We start from the raw sequence: 20,261 nt of genomic DNA on the forward strand, positions 1-20,261 counted from the left end.
GAGTAGGACACCGCCGGACAACCATTAGGTCGAGACCCCCCAACCCACGGTTGGGGGGTCTCCCACACTTAAACAACACACCAACACTGAAGGCCCCAACCACGACCGTTGGGGCCTTTCATCTTTAACAAACCAATCCCCGAGACCACCATCCAAGCGAGCACGCACGAGCTCAGTTGGTTGTGAGACTTGCCACGGGATGGCCGAAAGCCGCTTCCCAGGTTCAGTGGCTCTGGTGGCGTCGAATAGAATTGCATAAGACATACGAGTCGGTAGTTCAGTGCTGCCGGCGGCGTGACAACGAAATAAGGGTTATGAGCGACTACGCACGCGCCAGTGGTCGGCTCGCAACAGGAGGAATCCACCATGGCTGAGCACAACGGCGGCAATCGCGGCGGCAATCGCGGAAACTTCGGCGGCAACAGGGACGGCCGCGGTTCGTTCCGCGCCAACAATAGTTCCGGAGGGGACCCCAGGGGCTTCCGTTCCAGGGAAAACCGGGATGGCAATGATCGTCCCTCCCGCGATGGTGAGCGCCGCTCGTTTGGCAGTGACCGCAGTGACCGCGGCGATCGCAAGCCTTTCGGTGAGCGTCCCGAGCGCGGCGCCCGTAACTTCGATGGCCCTCGCCGCGACAACAACGATCGGAAACCCTTCGGTGACCGCGGTGATCGTCCGGCACGTGATGGTGACCGCCGCTCGTTCGGCAGTGACCGCAGTGACCGCAGTGACCGCGGTGACCGCGGCGACCGCAGGCCCTTCAACAGCGACCGTAAGCCGTTCGCCGATCGCGGTGACCGTCCCGCCCGTGACGGTGATCGCCGCTCGTTCGGCAATGACCGTGGTGACCGTAAGCCGTTCGGTGATCGTCCTGAGCGTGGTCCGCGGAACTTCGATGGCCCTCGCCGTGACAGCAACGACCGCAGGCCTTTCAATAGCGACCGTAAGCCGTTCGGCGATCGCGGTGACCGTCCCGCCCGTGACGGTGATCGCCGCTCGTTCGGCAATGACCGTGGTGACCGTAAGCCATTCGGTGATCGTCCTGAGCGTGGTCCGCGGAACTTCGATGGTCCCCGCCGTGACAGTGGCGACCGCAAGCCCTTTGGTGGCCGGAACGACCGCGGGTCCTTCTCCGACCGCGGAGACCGCGGTGATCGCCCGGCACGCGATGGTGAGCGCCGCTCGTTCAGCAATGACCGTGGCAACTCCTGGGAAGAACGCCCCGCCCGCGTTCCCAACGCCAAGGACATCCGCAGCTCGAACCGTCCCGACCGCGAACGTTCTCCCGAGATTGACGAGGATGTCACAGGTAAGGAACTGGACCGCGCGACAGGCCACCAGATCAAAACCCTTGAGGAGCAGAGTGCCGGCTGGGTTGCCAAGCACCTGGTTATGGCTGGCCGTTTGATCGACATTGAACCCGAACTGGCGTTCCAGCACGCGTTGGCTGCCAGTCGTCGTGGAGGCCGTCTCTCCGCGGTCCGCGAGGCAGTGGGTCTCACGGCCTACGCCGCCGGCCACTATGGCGAGGCCCTGCGTGAATTCCGGACCTACCGTCGCATCAGCGGGTCCAACGTCCACCTGCCAGTCATGGCCGACTGTGAGCGCGGCCTTGGCCGCCCTGACCGTGCTTTGGACATGGTGCGTTCTCCTGAAGCCCAGGATCTCGATGCCCCCGGCAAGGTGGAGCTGGCGATCGTGGCGTCCGGTGCCCGTGCGGACCTTGACCAGCTCGATGCAGCTGTCAGCGAGCTGGAGATCCCGCAGCTTGATATCAACCGTGCTTTCTCCTACAGCCCCCGCCTCTTCCGCGCTTACGCCGAGGCATTGAACGCTGTTGGGCGGACGGAAGAGGCCGACAAGTGGGCCCGCCAGGCAGTGGTTGCTGAGAACGCCCTGGGCGTCGGGGACTTTGCTGAACCTGAAATTCTCGACCTCGGCTGGGACGAGCAGGAAGAAGAAGCCGCGCGTAAGCCGCGCTTCCAGAAGCCGTCCCCGGAGACCGACGTCGAGCAGCCTGAAGCGGAAACGGTCATCGCGGAAGCTGCCGCGGCTGACGTGGCCCACGATGAGGTTGAGCTCGACGACGCCGAGTCGGACTACTTTGAATCCGACGACGCCGAGTCGGACGTAGACTCTGCCGAAGACGACGAAGAAGCAGAGGACGCAGAAGCGGACAACGAGGGCACCGACACCCAGCATGGCTGATTCACTGATCTCATCATTTGATGCTGTCCTCTCCGACTTGGACGGGGTGGTCTACGCGGGACCGCACGCCATCCCGGGGGCTGTGGAGTCGTTGCAACGCCTCGAAAGCGTGGGCGTTGGCCTGGGGTACGTCACCAACAACGCTTCCCGGACTCCTGCCCAGGTGGCCGCGCACCTGCGTGAGTTGGGCGCGCCGGCAGAGGACCATCAAGTGGTGAGTTCGTCGCAGGCGGCAGGGGAGCTCCTTGCTTCCATGCTGCCGGCGGGATCGCATGTGCTGATCACGGGCAGCGCGGCCTTGGCCCACGAGATCGAACTTGTGGGACTCAAGCCCGTCCGCAGCGCAGCTGAGGCCCCTGTTGCAGTCGTTCAGGGATTCAATCCCGAGATTGGCTGGAAGGATCTCGCGGAAGCCGCGTACGTTGTCGCGGGAGGTGCCACGTGGTTCGCCACGAACACGGACATGTCCATTCCGCAGGCACGAGGCATCGCGCCGGGCAATGGGACGCTCGTGGCAGCCGTAGCTGCAGCCACCGGGAAGACACCCTTGGTGGCAGGAAAACCGGAAGCGCCACTGTTCCATGCTGCTGCCAAGCGGCTCAAGGCTGAACGGCCGCTGGTGGTCGGTGACCGTCTCGACACGGACATCCTCGGTGGCAACCGCGCAGGATTCGCGACGGCGGCCGTGCTCACCGGCGTTGATACCACCAGTACCATCCTTGCTGCCCGCACCGATGAACGCCCTGACTACCTGCTCGCAGACCTGGAAGGCCTGTACGCTCCGTACCCGGCGATCACGGACGACGGCGGCACCTTCCGTTGCGGTGCTGGTTCGGCTTCCGTTGTGGACGGCACGGTGACCGTGATCGGGCATGAGGATGACCTCGACGCCTGGCGTGCGGCCTGCGCTGCATGGTGGGCTGCCGTTCCCGATGCTGCGGAAGCGACGGCCCCGCAGGTGGAGTGGCGTACTCACTAGACTGGTGCGATGACCGAAATTCCCGCACCGGAGCCGGACGACAGCAACGTGCAATGGCCTGAGCCAGCCCACGCCACAGGGGATGCCCTGGTGGACAAGGCTCTCAGCATCCTGGACGGTGTTCCCGATGTCCCTCTGGAGGACCACGGGGAGCTCTACACCCGGATCCATGATTCGTTGTTGGAGGCCCTGGATGCCGAACCGGGACTCCCAACGATCCAATCCAGCCCCCAACGTCCGGAAGGCAGCAACTGATCCATGGCACGACTCGATCAGGAACTGGTCACCCGAGGGTTGGCGAGGTCCCGGACCCATGCCGCGAAACTGATCAGTGACGGCAAGGTTTCCTCCAGTGGGGCTGTCCTGGCAAAACCGGCACTCCAGGTCGATGGCGGCACTGAGCTGACCGTCCAAGCGCACCTTGAGGATATCTACGTCAGCCGAGCCGGTCATAAGCTGGCTGGCGCGCTCAAGGCCTTTCCCGCCGTCGTGGTTTCCGGGAAGCGGTGCCTCGACGCCGGTGCCTCCACGGGCGGTTTCACTGACGTGTTGCTGCGGCAGGGCGCGTCGAGCGTGGTGGCGGTGGATGTTGGCCATGGACAGCTGGTTCCGCAGCTGCGGGAGGACCCCAGGGTGGAGGTCCACGAAGGACTCAACGTCCGGTATATGACTCCCGGACAGATCGGTGGACCGGCCCGGCTCACAGTGGCGGACCTGTCCTTTATCTCGCTGACTCTGGTGCTGGAAGCGCTGGCGGGGTGCACGGAACCCGGCGGGGATCTGCTGCTCATGGTCAAGCCACAGTTCGAGGTTGGCAAGGAGCGGTTGAGCCGGACGGGAGTGGTTGCCTCCGAGAACGAACGACGCCGGGCGGTTGCCCAGGTGGCCACCGCGGCGATTGATTCCAGGCTGGATCTTCGGGGCCTGGCTGCCAGCCCGCTGCCGGGCCAGGACGGAAATGTTGAATACTTCCTGTGGATGACGCGCAGGATGTCCGCCGCGTTGCCTAAGATCGAAGAGCGGGACCAGCACGTAGCTGCCTTGTTGAAGAACCTCTGGCCAAACCACTAGAAAGCAGAACCCGATGAGCAGGCGTGTACTTGTCCTTGCCCACACTGGGCGGGAGGAATCGCTCCGCGCTGCATGGGATGCCTGTACGCAATTGCACTCGTCAGGTTTGGTTCCTGTGCTGCAGAAATCTGAACTTGCCGATATCGAACGCTTTTTCGGTGCTTTGGACACTCCCATTGAGATTTTGAACGACCACGTCAGCCTCGAGGACGTGGAACTGGTCATGGTCCTCGGCGGTGACGGCACCATCCTGCGTGCTGCGGAACTGGTCCGCGAGGTTGATGTACCGCTGCTCGGAGTCAATTTGGGCCACGTTGGCTTCCTGGCCGAGAGCGAGCGGGCCGACCTCGCCCAGACGGTGGAGTGGATCGCGAGCCGCCAATACACGGTGGAAGAACGCATGACCATCGACGTCCAAGTGTGGATCAAGGGCCAAAAAATCTGGCACACATGGGCGTTGAACGAGGCCGCCATCGAGAAGGCGAACCGGGAGCGGATGCTGGAAGTGGTTACCGAAGTCGATGAGCGTCCGTTGACGTCCTTCGGCTGCGATGGCGTGGTGATGGCCACGCCTACGGGGTCCACGGCCTACGCTTTTTCGTCGGGCGGACCTGTGGTGTGGCCCGAGGTCGAGGCCCTGGTGATAGTCCCCATTAGCGCACACGCGCTCTTCGCCAAGCCTTTGGTGGTTTCGCCGCGTTCAAAGCTTGCGGTCGAAATCATGAACCGGACCGATGCCCAGGGCGTTCTCTGGTGCGATGGCCGGCGGTCAGTGGATCTGCCTCCCGGCGCCCGGGTGGAGGTGACCCGCTCCGCGACCCCGGTGCGGCTCGCCCGGACCCATAAGACCCCGTTCTCAGCCAGGTTGGTCCGTAAATTCGAACTTCCCATCCACGGTTGGCGCGGCCCGGCCCCACGCCGGGGCGAAGTCCACACGGGTCCCATCCCTGTCATCAGAACCTTGTCACCGGCGCCTTTGCCCAGCCCGAGGGATATGGATGCTCCCCGGGACGGTGACCCCTCCGAACCCACGAATGCGAAGTGAAGCATGCTTGAAGAACTCCGAATCCGTGACCTCGGCGTCATCACCGACGCTGCCCTGCCCCTGGGCCCGGGGCTGAGCGTCGTTACCGGCGAAACCGGCGCCGGCAAGACCATGGTGGTCACCGCCGTCGGGCTTCTCCTGGGCGCCCGGTCGGACGCCGGTGCAGTGCGCAACGGCGCCAAGTCAGCGTCGGCCGAAGCGGTCCTGAAGCTCGATCCTGCCCACAGCGCCGTGGAACGCACCCGTGAAGCGGGTGGAGACGCGGAAGAGTACGACGGCGTCGCTGAGCTCCTGCTGGCCCGCACCGTCGGCGCGGACGGCCGCAGCCGTGCTTACGTCGGTGGCAGAACCGCGCCGGTAGGTGTACTGGCCGAGATTGGCGAAAGCCTGGTAGTTGTTCACGGACAGACGGACCAGATCCGTTTGAAGGGTGCGGCGGCCCAGCGTCACGCACTGGACCGATTCGCAGGTGCGTCCTTGGCCAAGTCGCTGGGGGAGTACCAGGACCTCTACAGGCATTGGAAGTCGATCCAGGCCGAACTGGAGACGCTGCGGACTGAAGCCCGCGAGCGGCTGCGTGAGGCAGAGTCCCTGGACGCCGCCCTGACCGAGATCGATGAGGTTGATCCCCAGCCCGGCGAGGACGAGACCTTGAAGGCGGAGGCGGTCAAACTCGCCAATGTCGAGGAACTGCGGATTGCCGCTGCTTCGGCGCACGAGTCCCTGATCGCCGAGGAATTCGGCGAATCCGGAGATGCCACGTCCATGGTGGACGCAGCGAAGAGGACCCTTGAGCATGTGGCCGAGCACGATGAAACACTCGGCGCCGCTGCGGCCAGGTTGGCTGAAGTGGGGTTCCTCCTCAATGACATTGCTGCTGAGCTCTCCAGCTACCAGGCCGCGCTGGACACCGAGGGTCCGGAACGCCTGTCGGAAATCGAGGAGCGCAGGGCGGCCCTCGCCAAGCTCATCCGCAAGTACGCTCCCAGCATTGATGAGGTCCTGGAGTGGGCGGCCACGGCGCGGAAAAGGCTGGATGAACTGCAGGACGATTCGAGCCGGATCGAATCCTTGGACGCCGAGGTGGCCTCTACCGAGGTGACTCTGCGCAAACTGGCCGCAGCCATCAGCAAGGCGCGTTCAAAGGCGGCCAAAGACCTGTCAGGGCGCGTCAGTGCCGAGCTGAAGGCCCTGGCCATGGCTGATGCCACATTGGTGATTGAGGTGGAGAGCAGCGATGTCCTGGGGCCGTGGGGGACCGACGAGATCGCCTTCCTCCTCCAGCCACACTCCGGCGCTCCCGCACGCCCCCTGGGCAAGGGAGCTTCGGGAGGTGAACTGTCCCGGGTCATGCTCGCCATCGAAGTTGTCCTCGCTGCGGTGGATCCCGTTCCCACCTTTGTCTTCGACGAAGTGGACGCAGGTGTGGGTGGGCGTGCCGCCGTCGAAATCGGGCGTCGCCTGGCCATGCTGGCACGTCACGTCCAGGTGCTGGTGGTCACCCACCTGCCACAGGTTGCTGCGTTCGCCGATCAGCACATCCGTGTCACCAAAACGTCGGTGCGCGGTTCCGACGGGAAGACGGCCACGGGTTTCACCTCCAGCGATGTGCAGCTGCTCAGCGACGACGAACGCGTCAAGGAACTGGCGCGCATGCTGGCCGGTCAGGAGGACTCGGAGTCGGCACAGGCGCATGCGCAGGAACTGCTCGACGACGCAAAGCTCCTACCCCAGCGCGCCTGACTCCTGAAGCCGGGGAGCGGAATTGAAAATGGGAGCACCATCACATCAACACTTTTTGGCCGCCATGCTCTTGATTGGATCGCGGTCCTGGGCAACTATTGACCATTTGGGGAATCCGAACAGGACGCTTGGAAGGCGTAATTGATGATAAGCTCGAATTCCGTGGTGCAGCGATCAAATTCCCGTGTAAATTCCCGGTTCCCGGGCTCGTCCAAGACGACCAAACACATCTTCGTCACCGGTGGTGTGGCGTCCTCGCTCGGTAAGGGTCTGACGGCTTCCAGCCTCGGCCATCTCCTGCGGGCACGCGGTTTGTCTGTAACTATGCAGAAGCTCGATCCATATCTGAACGTGGATCCGGGCACGATGAACCCTTTCCAGCACGGTGAAGTATTCGTGACGGATGACGGCGCCGAAACCGACCTCGACATCGGACACTACGAACGCTTCCTCGATGAGAACCTCGAAGGTTCGGCCAACGTGACAACGGGCCAGGTGTACTCCACCGTCATCGCCAAGGAACGGCGCGGCGAATACCTCGGAGACACCGTCCAGGTCATCCCGCACATCACCGATGAAATCAAGCGCCGCATGCGTCTGCCTGCCGAAGGCAAGAATGCTCCGGATGTCATCATCACTGAAATCGGCGGCACCGTAGGTGACATCGAGTCCCAGCCGTTCCTCGAGTCGGCCCGCCAGGTCCGTCAGGACGTAGGCCGCAACAACGTCTTCTTCCTGCACGTTTCCCTGGTTCCGTACATCGGTCCTTCCCAGGAACTGAAGACCAAGCCCACCCAGCACTCCGTGGCTGCACTGCGCTCCATCGGTATCCAGCCTGAGGCCATCGTGATCCGTTCGGACCGCGAAGTCCCTGATGCGATGCGCGAGAAGATCGGCCGCATGTGCGACGTCGACATCGACGCCGTGGTCAACGCAGCCGACGCACCGAGCATCTACGACATTCCCAAGACCCTGCATTCCCAGGGCTTGGACTCCTACATCGTGCGGGCATTGGACCTGCCGTTCAAGGATGTCGACTGGACCAAGTGGGACAAGCTGCTTGAAGCCGTCCACAACCCGAAGCACCACGTTGAGATCGCCCTGGTGGGCAAGTACATCGACCTTCCGGACGCGTACCTCTCCGTGACTGAGGCCCTTCGTGCCGGTGGCTTCGCCAACGAAGCCAAGGTCAAGATCCGCTGGGTTCCTTCGGATGAGTGCGAGACCCTGGCCGGTGCCACCAAGGCCCTGGCCGACGTCGACGCCATCTGTGTTCCCGGTGGCTTTGGTATTCGAGGCCTCGAAGGCAAGCTGGGCGCTTTGAAGTTTGCCCGTGAATCCAAGCTCCCTGTCCTGGGCCTGTGCCTCGGCCTGCAGTGCATGGTGATCGAGTACGCCCGCAACGTGGTTGGACTCGAAGGGGCATCCTCCAGCGAGTTCGAGCCCGACTCCAAGTACCCGGTCATCGCCACGATGGAAGAGCAGCTGGACATCGTTGAGGGCAAGGGAGACCTGGGCGGCACCATGCGCCTGGGCCTCTACGAAGCCAAGCTCGACGAAGGCTCGGTCATCGCCGAAACCTACGGCACCACCACGGTCAGCGAGCGTCACCGCCACCGCTACGAGGTCAACAACAAGTACCGCGAGCAGATCGCAGCCGAAGGCCTGGTCTTCTCGGGTACCTCTCCTGACGGCAAGCTGGTGGAGTACGTGGAGCTTCCCCGCGAAGTCCACCCGTACTACGTGGCAACACAGGCGCACCCGGAGCTCAGCTCCCGCCCCACGCGCCCACACCCGCTGTTCGCAGGTCTGGTCAAGGCTGCCCTGGAACGCCGTGAAGGCAGCCCGGTGGCGACCAAGACCGGTGCCCGCACGGTAGCAGCGAAGTAAATACGGAAGCACTAACGAAGGACGGCGCGATGCCCGGTATTTCTGAAACCCCCCGCACATCAAGGCAGGTTTCGGACATGCCGAGCCCGCGCCGTCTTTTGTCTACCAGCAAGGTGTACGAAGGCCGGATCTGGGACGTCGTCAGTGACTCGTTCCAGCTCAGCGAAGGCACGGATACGCTGGTGCGTGATTACATCGACCACCCTGGCGCGGTCGCGGTACTGCCCATGAACGTTGACGGGGAAATCCTGCTGCTTAAGCAGTACCGTCACCCCGTCGGCATGGACCTGTGGGAAATTCCCGCTGGTCTGCTGGACGTGGAAGGCGAAGATTTCGTCGTCGGTGCGGCGAGGGAGCTCGCCGAGGAAGCGGACCTGACGGCGGCCACGTGGAATGTCCTGGTCGACTTCTTCAATTCGCCCGGCTCCTCCAGCGAGGCCGTGCGCATCTACCTTGCCCGTGGGCTCAAGGACGTTCCGGAAGCTGACCGCCATGTCCGCACGGACGAAGAAGCGGAGATCGAACTTCACTGGGTCCCCCTCGAAGAAGCCGTCAAGGCAGTTCTGGAAGGCCGTCTGCACAACCCCTCTGCAGTCCTGGGCATCCTGGCGGCCGCAGCTGCCAAGGCCGATGGTTTCACCAGTCTCCGCCCTGCCAACGCGCCGTGGCCGGCTCACCCGAGCCAGCGCTGAGCATGGCAGAGGCCGCAACCCGGCCGCTCAACGGGATTGACCGGGCCGTAACGGACTACCTGCAGCACGTAGGGGTGGAACGAGGCCTCGCGGCGAACACTTTGGCCGCGTACCGCCGCGACCTGGCACGATATGCCAACTTCCTGGCGGCCCAGGGTGCCGAGCGGCCCGGTGACATTACACGGCACCACGTGACAGCCTTTGTCCAGGCCTTGTCCGATGGGTCCGACGGCGGCGCAACCCTGGGCGTCCGCTCGGCGGCACGCACTGTGGTTGCCGTCCGCGGCCTCCACAAGTTTTGGGCGTTGGAAGGGACGACGACGGCGGATCCCGCCAGCGATGTCCACCCGCCTATGCCGGGCAAGCGACTTCCGAAAGCCATCAGCGTAGGTGAAGTGACACGCATCCTGGAAGCAGCAGGTTCTGACACAGCAACAGGGCTGCGGGACCGGGCCCTTCTGGAGTTCCTCTACTCCACCGGCGCCCGCATCAGCGAGGCCGTGGGCTTGGATGTGGACGACGTTTCCTTGGTAGACCCGGGAGCCGGGCCAGCCATCGTCAGGCTGTTCGGGAAAGGGTCCAAGGAGCGTTTGGTGCCGTTGGGCTCTTACGGTGCACGCGCGGTCGGGGCTTATGTTGTGCGCGGCCGCCCCCTGTTGGCGTCCAAGGGGAAGGGAACGCCGGCGCTGTTCCTCAACGCCCGCGGCGGCCGGATCAGCAGGCAGAGCGCCTGGACCATCCTGAAGACGGCCGCGGAGCGGGCGAACATCACCAAGGATGTCTCACCACACACCCTGAGGCATTCCTTCGCCACGCACTTGCTCGAAGGTGGAGCGGACGTCAGGGTGGTGCAGGAACTGCTTGGTCACGCCTCTGTGACGACCACCCAGGTGTACACGCTGGTTACCGCCGACACCCTGCGTGAGGTCTACGCGGCAGCCCACCCCCGGGCGTTGGGCTAGTCGCCGCCAAAAGGAGCCAGACCAGAACGGAGCTAATCCAAAGCGTTCAGGGTCAATTCGACCGCGTCCACGGACACCGCCAGCAGCGACGTTCCCAAGCCCGCCACCAGCAAGAGTCCAGGGTGCGCCAGGCCCACCACTACGCGTTTCAGCCGTGGCCGACCACGCAGGAACTTTTTCGGGACGCGTGTTTTGACCGGCACTTGGCGCCAGCCCCGCAAACGGCGCAGGAACCACGCACAACGCACAATGAAGGCCATCCACAAAACGGAGAGCACCAGGGGTACGGCCGCCACCATGAGGTTGAAGCCCAGGGCGGTGACTTCCTTTTCCGAATCGCCGACCACCGACTGGACCGTGGTGGAGATGGACGCGCTCATCACCACCGAAGCCGCCCACACCATGAATGCGGCCACCAAGGCCAGGAACCTAACAAAAAAGTGGCCCAATACCGTCGCGTCCACCGCACGGAGGTGGCTTCGTGGCGTCGCGTGCAACACCACCAGGGTGGAAACCAGGGTTGGCAGCGCCGCCATCAGGACCAGCAGGTACCAGGTCCATCCGGCCACATCCACCACTTCGTCAAGGACGATGAGGCCCGCCCACAGCAGGGTCCAGGCCCATCCCGCGTAGAGCGGATGCGCTACAAGCCATCGCGGCAGCCAACTGTCCTGATCCTTAGTGCTCTTGGCGGGAGCTGCCATACTGGCGCCCGCGTCACCCCCGGCTTCGCTCATGGGGTCACTGTAGCAATGGCGGGGCGCGGCAGGGGAGATCGGGTTAAGGTAGGCAGCATGACAGCAGCCCACGTGACCTTGTGCTTCCTCCTCCGCGAAGGCTCCGACGGCGAAGACGTCCTTCTCGGAACCAAGAAGACCGGGTTCGGGCGGGGCAAGGTAGTGGGCGTGGGTGGACATCTGGAAGCGGGGGAGACCGCCCTTGAAGCGGCGTGCCGCGAGGTGATGGAGGAAATCAACGTCGTGGTGGAGGCCGCTGACCTGGTCCCCGCGGGCACCGTCGACTTCGTGTTTCCGGCCAGGCCCGAATGGAATATGGCCACTACGGTCTTCCTGACGCGTTCGTGGATCGGGGAACCGTCCGAAAGCGAGGAAATCGCGCCCGCTTGGTTCCCCGTCCGCCAGCTGCCGGTGGACCGGATGTGGGCCGACGCCGAGCATTGGTTGCCGGCCATGATCTCCGGCCGCCGTATTGCCGTGCGGGTGGACCTGGCCGCGGACAACGAGAGCGTGGCGGACGTCCATACGGTGGAGTGGGTGGAACCCGGGCGTTAAGGAAACGACGACGGTCCGGTCGCCTGTTCGGTGACCGGACCGTCGTCGTAATTTTTCGGTGGACGAAGCCTTAGGGCACGTGCCGCTCTTCCGGACCGTTGTATTCGCTCAGGGGCCGGATCAGGGAGTTCGAGGCCACTTGCTCCATGACGTGGGCTGTCCAGCCGGTGATGCGGCTGGCGACGAACAGCGGAGTGAAGGTCTGCGTGTCGAAGCCCATGAGGTGGTACGTAGGCCCTGCGGGGTAGTCAAGGTTCGGCTTGATGGCCTTGGCCTCGTCCATGGCCTGCTCCAAACCGTTGTAGAGGCCAAGGAGTTCCGGTCGCCCGTAGTGGGCAATCATCTTGTCCAGGGCCGCCTTCATGGTGGGAACCCTGGAATCGCCATGCTTGTAGACGCGGTGCCCGAAGCCCATGACTTTCTTCTTCCGGGCCAGTGCGTCTTCCATCCAGGTCTTCGCGCGCGAGGCCGCATCTTCGAGTGACTCCTCGGTGCGGATACCGATCTCGTCGAACGTGTGCATGACGGCCTCGTTGGCACCACCGTGCAACGGACCCTTGAGGGCGCCGATAGCGGCTGTGACTGCGGAGTGCAGGTCAGCAAGGGTGGAGGTGACAACCCGGGCTGTAAAGGTCGAGGCGTTGAACGAGTGCTCGGCGTACAGGATCATCGAGACGTTGAAGGCCTCCACGACCTCGTCCACCGGTTCTTCGCCGAATGTCATCCACAGGAAATTCGCAGAGTATCCCAGGTCATCGCGCGGTTCCACAGGCTCCTGGTCCCGGCGTCGCCGCTGGTCGTAGGCCACCACGGCAGGCATGGCTGCCCACAGGTCGATGGCCTTCTTCATGTTGGCCTCAGGCGAGGAATCCTCGGCCAGTTCGTGCCTGGCACCATGCACGGACGCTGCGGTGCGGCAGACGTCCATGGGGTGGGCAGTCGTGGGCAAGGCATCAATTACCTGCTTGACCACCGGGTCCAGGGCGCGGCCTGAGCGCTCGCGGGCCGTGAATTCAGCCAGCTGGGATTCGTCGGGCAGTTCCCCATTCCACAGCAGGTAGGCAACCTCTTCGAAACTGCATTTGGCGGCCAGTTCTTGGACCGGGTATCCGCGGTACAGCAGGGAGTTGGTGTCCGGATTGACCTTCGAGACGGCGGTGTAGTCCACCACGACTCCGGCAAGGCCCTTTTTGATGTCAACATCTGCCATGTTGAACTCCTTCGTTCGTAGTGCGGGTGCGCCTGGAATATTCGGCGGACCCGCGTTCCCCTTGATGAATGCGGAACCTAGCGGACGCCAGGAACCTGGAAGTTGAAAACGCCGGTATCGAATTGGTTGTATGCCTCGTAGTCGACGAGTTCGTAGAGGCGCGCACGCGTGAGCATCTTGGCCACGTGCGCTTCCTGGGTCCCCTCAGCCTTGATCGATTCCAGAGTACGCTCTGCAGCGCCCATGGCAATGCGGAGAAGCGTGACGGGGTAGATGACCATGTTCACTCCGACACCTTGAAGCTGGTCCACCGTGAAGAGCTCGCTTTTGCCGAACTCGGTCATGTTGGCCAGGATCGGCACATCCACGGCGTCGCGGATGGCTTGGAACTCGCTCAAGTCACTCATGGCTTCCGGGAAGATGGCGTCCGCCCCGGCGTCCACCAGCGCCCTCGCGCGGTCTTGTGCGGCCTGGATTCCTTCGACGGCGCGGATGTCGGTCCGGGCCATGATGAGGAAGTTCGGATCCCGTCGGGCGTCGGCCGCGGCACGGATGCGCTTTGCGGCCGTGTCGACGTCCACCACGTTCTTGCCGTCCAGATGCCCGCAACGTTTCGGGTTGAACTGGTCCTCGATGTGGCAACCGGCCAGGCCCGCGTTTTCAAGTTCCTGGATGGTACGTGCCACGTTCATCGGCTCGCCGAAACCCGTGTCCGCGTCCACCAGGGAGGGCACGTCCGTCATCCGGGCGATCTGCCCAGCGCGGGTGGCCACCTCGGTGAGGGTGGTCAGGCCGATGTCGGGCAGGCCGAGATCGTTGGCCAGGACTGCGCCGGAGATGTAGACCCCCGCGAAGCCCTTCTCCTCAATCAGCCGGGCTGAGAGCGGGTTGAACGCACCGGGGAACTGTTGAACCGTTCCTGAACTGAGCAGTTCCCTGAGGCGCAGCCTTTTCTGCTCGGGCGTGATTGTGGAGTACAGCATTTAGAACAGTCCCTTCGGAGCTGCCGTGAGGTCGATCACGCCGGGTGCGGCGGTGATGTTGAGTTGGCCCAGTTCGCCGGCGCCAAGTTCGGTGACGCGTTCGACGGCGGCGAGGAACCTTTCGATTTCGGCGTCCTCGACCAGACTGGCGGCGAGGGTGCGGAATTTGTTGATGTATTGCTCGCGGGCGAAGGGCCGGGCACCGAGGGGGTGCGCGTCGGCTACGGCGATCTCGTCGGTGATGACAGTGCCGTCCGTGAGCGTGATTTCCACGGAACCGCCGAAGGCCTTCTCCGCGATGTCCAGCGAGTGGTACCGCCGGGTCCATTCCGGGTCTTCCACGGTGGTGACCTTGTGCCAGAGTTCCACGGTGTCCGGGCGGGCAGCGCGTTCGGGAGCGTAGGAGTCCACGTGGTGCCAGGCGCCGTCCTGCAGGGCGACGGTGAAGATGTAGGGGATGGAGTGGTCCAGGGTTTCCCGGGACGCGGTGGGGGAGTACTTCTGGGGGTCGTTCGCGCCGGAGCCGATGACGTAGTGGGTGTGGTGGCTGGTCTTGATCAGGACCGAGGCGACGTTGGCCGGATCCGTGGTTTCGGGGTGTTCCCGGTGCAGTTTGCGGGCCAGGTCGATCCAGGCCTGTGCTTGGTATTCGGCGGAGTGTTCCTTGGTGTAGGTGTCCAGGATCGCGCGCTTGGCTTCGCCCGGCAGCGGCAGCGGCACTTCGTAGGAGGCATCCGGGCCGTCCAGCATCCAGGCGATGACACCGTCTTCGCCTTCGTAGATCGGCACGGGGGAGGTCTGTCCGCGCATTGCACGGTCCACGGCTTCGACGGCCATCTTGCCCGCGAACGCCGGGGCATGGGCCTTCCACGTGGAAATCTCGCCCTTGCGGGACTGACGGGTGGCAGTGGTGGTGTGCAGGGCCTGGCCCACGGACTGGAAGATGGTTTCGACGTCCAAACCAAGGAGCGTGCCGATGCCGGCCGCGGCCGAGGGGCCGAGGTGGGCCACGTGGTCGATCTTGTGCTTGTGCAGGCAGATGGCCTTGACCAGGTTCACCTGGATCTCGTAGCCGGTAGCGATGGCCCGGACCAGGTCGGCACCATTGGACCCGACGTGCTGGGCGACGGCCAGGATCGGCGGGATGTTATCCCCGGGGTGGGAGTAGTCCGCAGCGAGGAACGTGTCGTGGTAGTCCAGTTCGCGCACGGCCACACCGTTCGCCCACGCGGCCCATTCCGGGGAGACCTGCTCGCTGATACCGAACACCTTGGCGCCCTCGCCGCCGGTGCTCGGTGTATGGGTCAGGGCTTGGGCCCGGGCCGCAACGATCGGTGCCCTGTTGAGGGAAGCGATTGCCACGGAGGCGTTGTCGATGATCCGGTTGATCACCATGTCAGTGACCTCTGCCGTCACTGCTACGGGGTCGGCGGCGACCTCGGCGATCTTGTGGGCCAACTGCTCCTCGCGGGGGAGGTTCTCTTCGCTCTTGTAGACACGGACGTGGTTGTTCTTGACCATGGTGCTCCTTCTAGGCAGGGGTGTGGGCGGCTTTGAGGTGGGTGAGGCTGCGGTGCAGGTGGACCATTGTGGCGGCTTCGGCCAGGCGTGGATTGCCCGCAGCGATGGCCTCAGCGATGGCGGCATGCTCCGAGGCCGCGGCGTGGAGCCTTGCTGAATCGTCGGCGGCCATACGGCGGACGCGGACCAGATGGACCCGCAGGCCGCGCATGGCATTCGCGAGGTAGGAGTTGGAAACTGCGCCGTCGATGGCCTCGTCGAGGCGGCCCACGAGGTCGTAGTACTCATGGCGCGCAGGATCGTCGTCGCTGATCAGTCCGGGCGCCTGCAACAGTTGCGCCTGTAAATCCGCAAAAACCCCGGGCTCGCCGCGTTGTGCCGCCAAGGAGGCGGCCCGGACTTCCAAGGTTTCACGAAGCTCGAACAGTTCGTCGATACTGTCGAGTGAGATATCGGTGACGACGACCCCTCGGCCGCCCGCCGCCGTCAGGCCTTCAGCGGTGAGCCGGGCCAGTGCCTCCCGGACCGGGGTCCGGGAGACTCCAAGCCGTTCGGACTGTTCCACTTCGGCGAGGACCGTACCCGGCGGCAGGCGCCATTCAAGGATGTCCTCACGAAGGGCAGTGTAAGCCCGATCACTGGCGCGCATGCCTTCAGTGTATACACCGAGCCTGCCAAAGGCCACAGTTTTTCATTTAGGGCCTATGAATGTATACATTCTTCGAACTAATTCCGGTTCCACCCGTACTCGTTCTCCGGCCTCCCGGGAGTGCCGTAGCGCGGCGCGCGGGTGACGGTGCCGGCGTCGGCGAGGTACTCCAAGTACCGTCGGGCCGTCACCCTGGACATGCCCAGAGCGTCCATGACTTCGCTCGCGGAGACGGGTTCATGCCGGGCACGTACCAGCTCCTTCACCGCTTCCAAAGTCGAGCCTGAAAGGCCTTTGGGCAGCGGCAGTTCCGTCGGGGCGCGGAGGCTCGCGAACGCTTGGTCCACATCGCTTTGCGACGCTCCGGCTTTGGAGATCCCGGACATTGAACCGGCCAACTGTTCCCGAAAAGTCCTGTAGCTGCGCAGTTTGTCGGCAAACGTTGCGTAGGTGAAGGGCTTGATGAGGTACTGCACGACGCCGATGGATACGGCGCTGCGGACGATGTTCAGTTCCCGTACAGCAGTGATCGCGATGATGTCGGCAAACACTCCGGCAGACCGCATCCGGCGTGCGACATCGAGTCCGTGCAGGTCAGGAAGGTTCATGTCCAAAAGGACCAGGTCGACCGGGGAGCCGGACGCCGCGAACTCACCCAGGATGCGCAGCGCCGATTGTCCGTCCGGTGCTGTTCCCACCAAGGTGAACCCGTCCAAGCGGCCAACGTAAATGGAATGTGCATCCGATGCTATCGGCTCGTCCTCAACAACCAGGACACGGATGTCTGTCATGCTTTCTCTTCCTCGGGAACGGGCGCGGGCAGCACAACATGGAACTGCGCGCCGCCGGGATTGCTGATGGTCATCGTACCGTTGAGTCGCTGGACGGCCTGGCGGACCAAAGCCAAACCCACACCCCGGCCGTGAGCGCCGCCCGCTGTCCCATCCAAGGACTTTGTGCTGAATCCATACTGCAGTACGTCATCGATCGACGCCGGATCGATGCCGCCGCCCGAATCGCGGACCGTGAATTCGACGGCGGCAGCACCGGCGTCGACCTCCAACTCCACCTGCCGCGGTAAATCGCCGGCCGCCGCGGCGTCGATCGCGTTGTCCAGCAGGTTTCCCAGGATGGTGACGAGATCCTGGATCTCAAGTCCGCGGACACCGCCGCTGCCCGAGGTCCGGACCACCAGTTCCACGCCACGCTCGTGCGCTTCGGCCGCCTTGCCCATGACCAGCGCGCTCATGACCGGTTCGTCCACGGAGGCCACCATGTCATCAGTGAGTTGTTGGCTCAGCTCCAGGTCCTTGGTGGCGAAGTCCAGCGCCTGCGGGGTCCGACCCAACTCCAACAAGGAAACGATCATATGGAGACGGTTGGCATGTTCATGGGTCTGGGCGCGCAGGGCATCCGAGAGCGTTTTCATCGTCTGCAGTTCGGTCCCCAAAGACTCGATTTCCGTCCGGTCCCTGATGGTCGCCACGGTGCCGTAGATCGCCGGTTTCTGCCGGCTGCGGGCCGGCACAGGGCCGATGGCCGGGGCCTGGTTGACCACTAAAATGCGGGAACCGGTGAGGTGGATCTCATCGTGCGCGGGCCGGCCGGATTCAAAGAGCGTCCGCAGGCTGCCATCGAACGGAAGCTCCGCCAGCTTGGGAGCGGCCTCCGGTGACCTGTCGGCGTCGGATGGTTCCAATCCGAGCAGTTCCGCCGCCTGGTCGTTGTACATCACGGCCTTGCCCCGGGTGTCGATGAGAATCACTCCTTCGCGCACAGAGTGCAGAACTGATTCGTAGTAGGCGAACAACTGTGCCAGTTGCTCCGGTCCCCAGCCACGGGTCACCGAACGCAGGTAGCGTCCCAGCAGCCAGGCAGCGAAAGACCCAAAGGCCAACACCACCAAGGCGATGCCGCCAATGACGCCGAGCCGGTCAGCAACGTCGGTATCCACCGTGCGGACCGTGACTCCGGCGGCGACCAAGGCTTTGATGGCGCCGTCCCCAGCCCTGACCGGGGCAATGGTGCGGACGGAGGGGCCCAACGTTCCGGCCGTGACTTCAGTAAAGGTCTCACCCCGCAAGGCAGGCTCGATGGTGCCGATGTAGGGCTTGCCCAGTTCCTCGGCCCGGGGGTGGGTCCACCGCGTGCGGTCCGGGGCCATGATCGTGATGAAGTCTGCGTCAGCGTCGTGCATGACTTTCAGGGCGTAGGGCTGCAGCACTTCCGAGGGGTTGGCGGTCGCAGCCGCGTCGAGCACCAGTGGGTTGTTGGCAATTGAGGTGGCAAGGGCCTGCATGCGCCCGCCGGCATTGTCGTAAGCCCTGTCCCTGGCCTCCACCACGGAAAAGGTCCCGAAGACCGCTGTCATTACCAGGACGAACAGCAGATTTGCCACAAACAATCGGCGGGCAATGCTCCAGCTGTGAAACACAAGGACCTCCATGACCAATATGACCGCAACGGTGATGTATGTCACCGACGGCTCAATGATGGATATCACACAAGGGCAGCGGATTGGACATCAGTGCAGGACCGCAGCGCCTTACACAGTATCCAGAAGGAGAATCCCATGACCTCTCAAAGAGGAGAGTCGGCAGTAGCTGCCAAAAGTGGACGCAAGGGACTCGACAAGTCGCACTATCTGTACATCGCGGTCATTCTGGCCGTAGTGCTCGGCGCTGTCGTCGGACTCTTGTTCCCGGAGGTCGGAAAGTCACTCAAACCGTTGGGGGACGGTTTCATCAAACTCATCAAGATGATGATCGCCCCGGTGATCTTCTGCACGATCGTGCTGGGCATCGGTTCCATCGCCAAGGCTGCGACCGTCGGCAAGGTCGGCGGCCTGGCCCTCGGCTACTTCGTGGCCATGTCCACCTTCGCGCTCGCCATCGGCCTGGTGGTCGGTAACCTCATCCACCCTGGTGAGGGCCTGAAGCTGACCCCGTACGATCCCAACAAGAAGGCGGCCACGGACAGCACCGTGGACTTCCTCCTTGGCATCATCCCGGGTGACATTCCTGTCCTGCCCACGCTGCTCGCCGCCATCCTGGTCGGATTTGCCCTTCAGAAGATGGGCAAGCAGGGCCAGCCGATCCTCAACGCCATCGGCCACGGCCAGCGCCTGGTCTTCCGCATTCTGATCATGATCATGTGGCTCGCCCCGGTAGGTGCCTTCGGTGCCATCGCCGCCGTCGTGGGTGCAACCGGCGCCCAGGCCATCCTGAGCATGTTCACCCTGATGCTGGCCTTCTACATCACCTGCGCACTGTTCATCGTGGTGATCCTGGGTACCCTGCTCCGTGCAGTCGCCGGCGTCAACATCTTCCGCCTCATGAAGTACCTGGCCCGTGAATACCTGCTGATCTTCTCCACGTCCTCCTCCGAAGCAGCACTTCCCCGCCTGATCGCCAAAATGGAACACCTGGGTGTCTCCAAGCCGGTTGTCGGCGTCACCGTCCCCACGGGCTACTCCTTCAACCTGGACGGCACGGCCATCTACCTGACCATGGCTTCCCTGTTTGTTGCCAACGCCATGGGCACTCCGCTGGACCTCGGCGCGCAGATTTCCTTGCTGGTGTTCATGATCATCGCCTCCAAGGGTGCCGCAGGCGTCACGGGTGCCGGACTGGCCACCCTTGCCGCCGGTCTCCAGGCGCACAAGCCTGAACTCCTCGGTGGCGTAGGCATGATCGTGGGAATCGACCGCTTCATGTCTGAAGCCCGGGCCCTGACCAACTTCACCGGTAACGCTGTGGCCACGGTGCTCATCGGTACCTGGGTCAAGGAAATCGACAACGGCCAGGTCGAGCGCGTCCTGTCCGGAAGCGAGCCGTTCGACGAACAGACGATGATCGCCCACGGCAGCGAGCAGGAGGTCGACGCCGAGGCCGAAACCCGGGCGAAGGCGACTGTCTAGCAGCACTTGCCCCAATGCGCTCCACAAGCGGCGAAGGCCGGCACACTGCTCGGACTCGGCCGCGGCCTTGACGGCTGCGTTGACTTCCTCAACCGTG

19 protein-coding genes are annotated in these 20,261 nt (G+C 63.8%); 11 read left to right on the forward strand and 8 right to left on the reverse strand.

Annotated features, from left to right (window positions below; translation table 11 throughout):
- Positions 1–312: 312 nt before the first annotated feature.
- Positions 313–1,386: a hypothetical protein gene (locus ACFVSI_RS21660; protein WP_387828419.1), complete on the reverse strand. Its 1,074-nt coding sequence runs from the start codon at positions 1,384–1,386 to the stop codon at positions 313–315.
- 6 nt (positions 1,387–1,392) lie between these two features.
- Between ACFVSI_RS21660 and ACFVSI_RS21665 the strand changes: the two genes are divergently transcribed.
- The 9 genes from ACFVSI_RS21665 to xerD all read left to right on the forward strand — a co-directional run bounded on the left by ACFVSI_RS21665 (position 1,393) and on the right by xerD (position 10,590).
- Positions 1,393–2,208 (forward strand): hypothetical protein, encoded by an 816-nt coding sequence (locus tag ACFVSI_RS21665; protein ID WP_387828421.1) that lies wholly within the window; start codon positions 1,393–1,395, stop codon positions 2,206–2,208.
- Complete coding sequence (locus tag ACFVSI_RS21670) at positions 2,201–3,187, forward strand: HAD-IIA family hydrolase (RefSeq protein WP_387828424.1); 987 nt, start codon at positions 2,201–2,203, stop codon at positions 3,185–3,187. The genes ACFVSI_RS21665 and ACFVSI_RS21670 overlap by 8 nt, the downstream gene beginning before the upstream one ends.
- Positions 3,188–3,196: 9 nt before the next feature.
- On the forward strand, positions 3,197–3,442 hold the full coding sequence (locus ACFVSI_RS21675; RefSeq protein WP_387828427.1) for a hypothetical protein: 246 nt from the start codon (positions 3,197–3,199) through the stop codon (positions 3,440–3,442).
- A gap of 3 nt (positions 3,443–3,445) precedes the next feature.
- The gene (locus tag ACFVSI_RS21680) at positions 3,446–4,258 is read left to right on the forward strand and encodes a TlyA family RNA methyltransferase (RefSeq protein WP_387828430.1); all 813 of its coding nucleotides are present in this window, start codon (positions 3,446–3,448) and stop codon (positions 4,256–4,258) included.
- 13 nt (positions 4,259–4,271) lie between these two features.
- Positions 4,272–5,303: an NAD kinase gene (locus ACFVSI_RS21685; RefSeq protein WP_387828433.1), complete on the forward strand. Its 1,032-nt coding sequence runs from the start codon at positions 4,272–4,274 to the stop codon at positions 5,301–5,303.
- A 3-nt stretch (positions 5,304–5,306) separates the two neighbouring features.
- Complete coding sequence (gene recN / locus ACFVSI_RS21690) at positions 5,307–7,046, forward strand: DNA repair protein RecN (protein ID WP_387828436.1); 1,740 nt, start codon at positions 5,307–5,309, stop codon at positions 7,044–7,046.
- 144 nt (positions 7,047–7,190) lie between these two features.
- Positions 7,191–8,936 (forward strand): CTP synthase, encoded by a 1,746-nt coding sequence (locus tag ACFVSI_RS21695; RefSeq protein ID WP_377543415.1) that lies wholly within the window; start codon positions 7,191–7,193, stop codon positions 8,934–8,936.
- Positions 8,937–8,965: 29 nt separating this feature from the next.
- A complete protein-coding gene (locus ACFVSI_RS21700) occupies positions 8,966–9,628 on the forward strand; it encodes an NUDIX hydrolase (RefSeq protein WP_262278110.1) in 663 nt (220 codons plus the stop codon).
- Between the two features lie 2 nt (positions 9,629–9,630).
- Positions 9,631–10,590: a site-specific tyrosine recombinase XerD gene (gene xerD / locus ACFVSI_RS21705; RefSeq protein ID WP_387828441.1), complete on the forward strand. Its 960-nt coding sequence runs from the start codon at positions 9,631–9,633 to the stop codon at positions 10,588–10,590.
- Positions 10,591–10,622: 32 nt separating this feature from the next.
- On the opposite strand, the gene ACFVSI_RS21710 is transcribed toward xerD, so the two are convergent.
- On the reverse strand, positions 10,623–11,327 hold the full coding sequence (locus ACFVSI_RS21710; RefSeq protein ID WP_387828444.1) for a hypothetical protein: 705 nt from the start codon (positions 11,325–11,327) through the stop codon (positions 10,623–10,625).
- A 57-nt stretch (positions 11,328–11,384) separates the two neighbouring features.
- Here ACFVSI_RS21710 and ACFVSI_RS21715 point away from each other — a divergent pair, with 57 nt between their 5' ends.
- Positions 11,385–11,882 carry an 8-oxo-dGTP diphosphatase gene (locus ACFVSI_RS21715; protein ID WP_387828447.1) on the forward strand — a complete coding sequence of 166 codons (498 nt, stop codon included), beginning with the start codon at positions 11,385–11,387 and terminating at the stop codon, positions 11,880–11,882.
- A gap of 70 nt (positions 11,883–11,952) precedes the next feature.
- On the opposite strand, the gene ACFVSI_RS21720 is transcribed toward ACFVSI_RS21715, so the two are convergent.
- From ACFVSI_RS21720 to ACFVSI_RS21745, 6 genes are all read right to left on the reverse strand, one after another.
- On the reverse strand, positions 11,953–13,092 hold the full coding sequence (locus ACFVSI_RS21720) for a bifunctional 2-methylcitrate synthase/citrate synthase (protein WP_387828450.1): 1,140 nt from the start codon (positions 13,090–13,092) through the stop codon (positions 11,953–11,955).
- A gap of 77 nt (positions 13,093–13,169) precedes the next feature.
- On the reverse strand, positions 13,170–14,075 hold the full coding sequence (gene prpB / locus ACFVSI_RS21725; RefSeq protein ID WP_387828453.1) for a methylisocitrate lyase: 906 nt from the start codon (positions 14,073–14,075) through the stop codon (positions 13,170–13,172).
- The gene (locus ACFVSI_RS21730) at positions 14,076–15,596 is read right to left on the reverse strand and encodes an MmgE/PrpD family protein (protein WP_387828456.1); all 1,521 of its coding nucleotides are present in this window, start codon (positions 15,594–15,596) and stop codon (positions 14,076–14,078) included.
- A gap of 10 nt (positions 15,597–15,606) precedes the next feature.
- A complete protein-coding gene (locus tag ACFVSI_RS21735; protein WP_387828458.1) occupies positions 15,607–16,245 on the reverse strand; it encodes a GntR family transcriptional regulator in 639 nt (212 codons plus the stop codon).
- 77 nt (positions 16,246–16,322) lie between these two features.
- The gene (locus tag ACFVSI_RS21740) at positions 16,323–17,036 is read right to left on the reverse strand and encodes a response regulator (RefSeq protein WP_387828461.1); all 714 of its coding nucleotides are present in this window, start codon (positions 17,034–17,036) and stop codon (positions 16,323–16,325) included.
- On the reverse strand, positions 17,033–18,679 hold the full coding sequence (locus tag ACFVSI_RS21745; protein WP_387828465.1) for an ATP-binding protein: 1,647 nt from the start codon (positions 18,677–18,679) through the stop codon (positions 17,033–17,035). Before ACFVSI_RS21745 ends, ACFVSI_RS21740 begins: the two co-directional genes overlap by 4 nt.
- Positions 18,680–18,817: 138 nt before the next feature.
- On the opposite strand from ACFVSI_RS21745, the gene ACFVSI_RS21750 reads away from it, so the two are divergent.
- On the forward strand, positions 18,818–20,164 hold the full coding sequence (locus ACFVSI_RS21750; protein WP_387828462.1) for a cation:dicarboxylate symporter family transporter: 1,347 nt from the start codon (positions 18,818–18,820) through the stop codon (positions 20,162–20,164).
- The last annotated feature ends 97 nt before the right edge of the window (positions 20,165–20,261 follow it).

This window comes from Paenarthrobacter sp. NPDC057981 (genome assembly GCF_042886835.1).
GTDB lineage: Bacteria > Actinomycetota > Actinomycetes > Actinomycetales > Micrococcaceae > Arthrobacter.

Coding starts and splice junctions, on each gene's coding strand:
- ACFVSI_RS21665 (WP_387828421.1), top strand. CDS start 1,393: ATGGCTGGCCGTTTGATCGACATTGAACCCGAACTGGCGTTCCAGCAC.
- ACFVSI_RS21670 (WP_387828424.1), top strand. CDS start 2,201: ATGGCTGATTCACTGATCTCATCATTTGATGCTGTCCTCTCCGACTTG.
- ACFVSI_RS21675 (WP_387828427.1), top strand. CDS start 3,197: ATGACCGAAATTCCCGCACCGGAGCCGGACGACAGCAACGTGCAATGG.
- ACFVSI_RS21680 (WP_387828430.1), top strand. CDS start 3,446: ATGGCACGACTCGATCAGGAACTGGTCACCCGAGGGTTGGCGAGGTCC.
- ACFVSI_RS21685 (WP_387828433.1), top strand. CDS start 4,272: ATGAGCAGGCGTGTACTTGTCCTTGCCCACACTGGGCGGGAGGAATCG.
- recN (WP_387828436.1), top strand. CDS start 5,307: ATGCTTGAAGAACTCCGAATCCGTGACCTCGGCGTCATCACCGACGCT.
- ACFVSI_RS21695 (WP_377543415.1), top strand. CDS start 7,191: ATGATAAGCTCGAATTCCGTGGTGCAGCGATCAAATTCCCGTGTAAAT.
- ACFVSI_RS21700 (WP_262278110.1), top strand. CDS start 8,966: ATGCCCGGTATTTCTGAAACCCCCCGCACATCAAGGCAGGTTTCGGAC.
- xerD (WP_387828441.1), top strand. CDS start 9,631: ATGGCAGAGGCCGCAACCCGGCCGCTCAACGGGATTGACCGGGCCGTA.
- ACFVSI_RS21710 (WP_387828444.1), bottom strand. CDS start 11,327: ATGAGCGAAGCCGGGGGTGACGCGGGCGCCAGTATGGCAGCTCCCGCC.
- ACFVSI_RS21715 (WP_387828447.1), top strand. CDS start 11,385: ATGACAGCAGCCCACGTGACCTTGTGCTTCCTCCTCCGCGAAGGCTCC.
- ACFVSI_RS21720 (WP_387828450.1), bottom strand. CDS start 13,092: ATGGCAGATGTTGACATCAAAAAGGGCCTTGCCGGAGTCGTGGTGGAC.
- prpB (WP_387828453.1), bottom strand. CDS start 14,075: ATGCTGTACTCCACAATCACGCCCGAGCAGAAAAGGCTGCGCCTCAGG.
- ACFVSI_RS21730 (WP_387828456.1), bottom strand. CDS start 15,596: ATGGTCAAGAACAACCACGTCCGTGTCTACAAGAGCGAAGAGAACCTC.
- ACFVSI_RS21735 (WP_387828458.1), bottom strand. CDS start 16,245: ATGCGCGCCAGTGATCGGGCTTACACTGCCCTTCGTGAGGACATCCTT.
- ACFVSI_RS21740 (WP_387828461.1), bottom strand. CDS start 17,036: ATGACAGACATCCGTGTCCTGGTTGTTGAGGACGAGCCGATAGCATCG.
- ACFVSI_RS21750 (WP_387828462.1), top strand. CDS start 18,818: ATGACCTCTCAAAGAGGAGAGTCGGCAGTAGCTGCCAAAAGTGGACGC.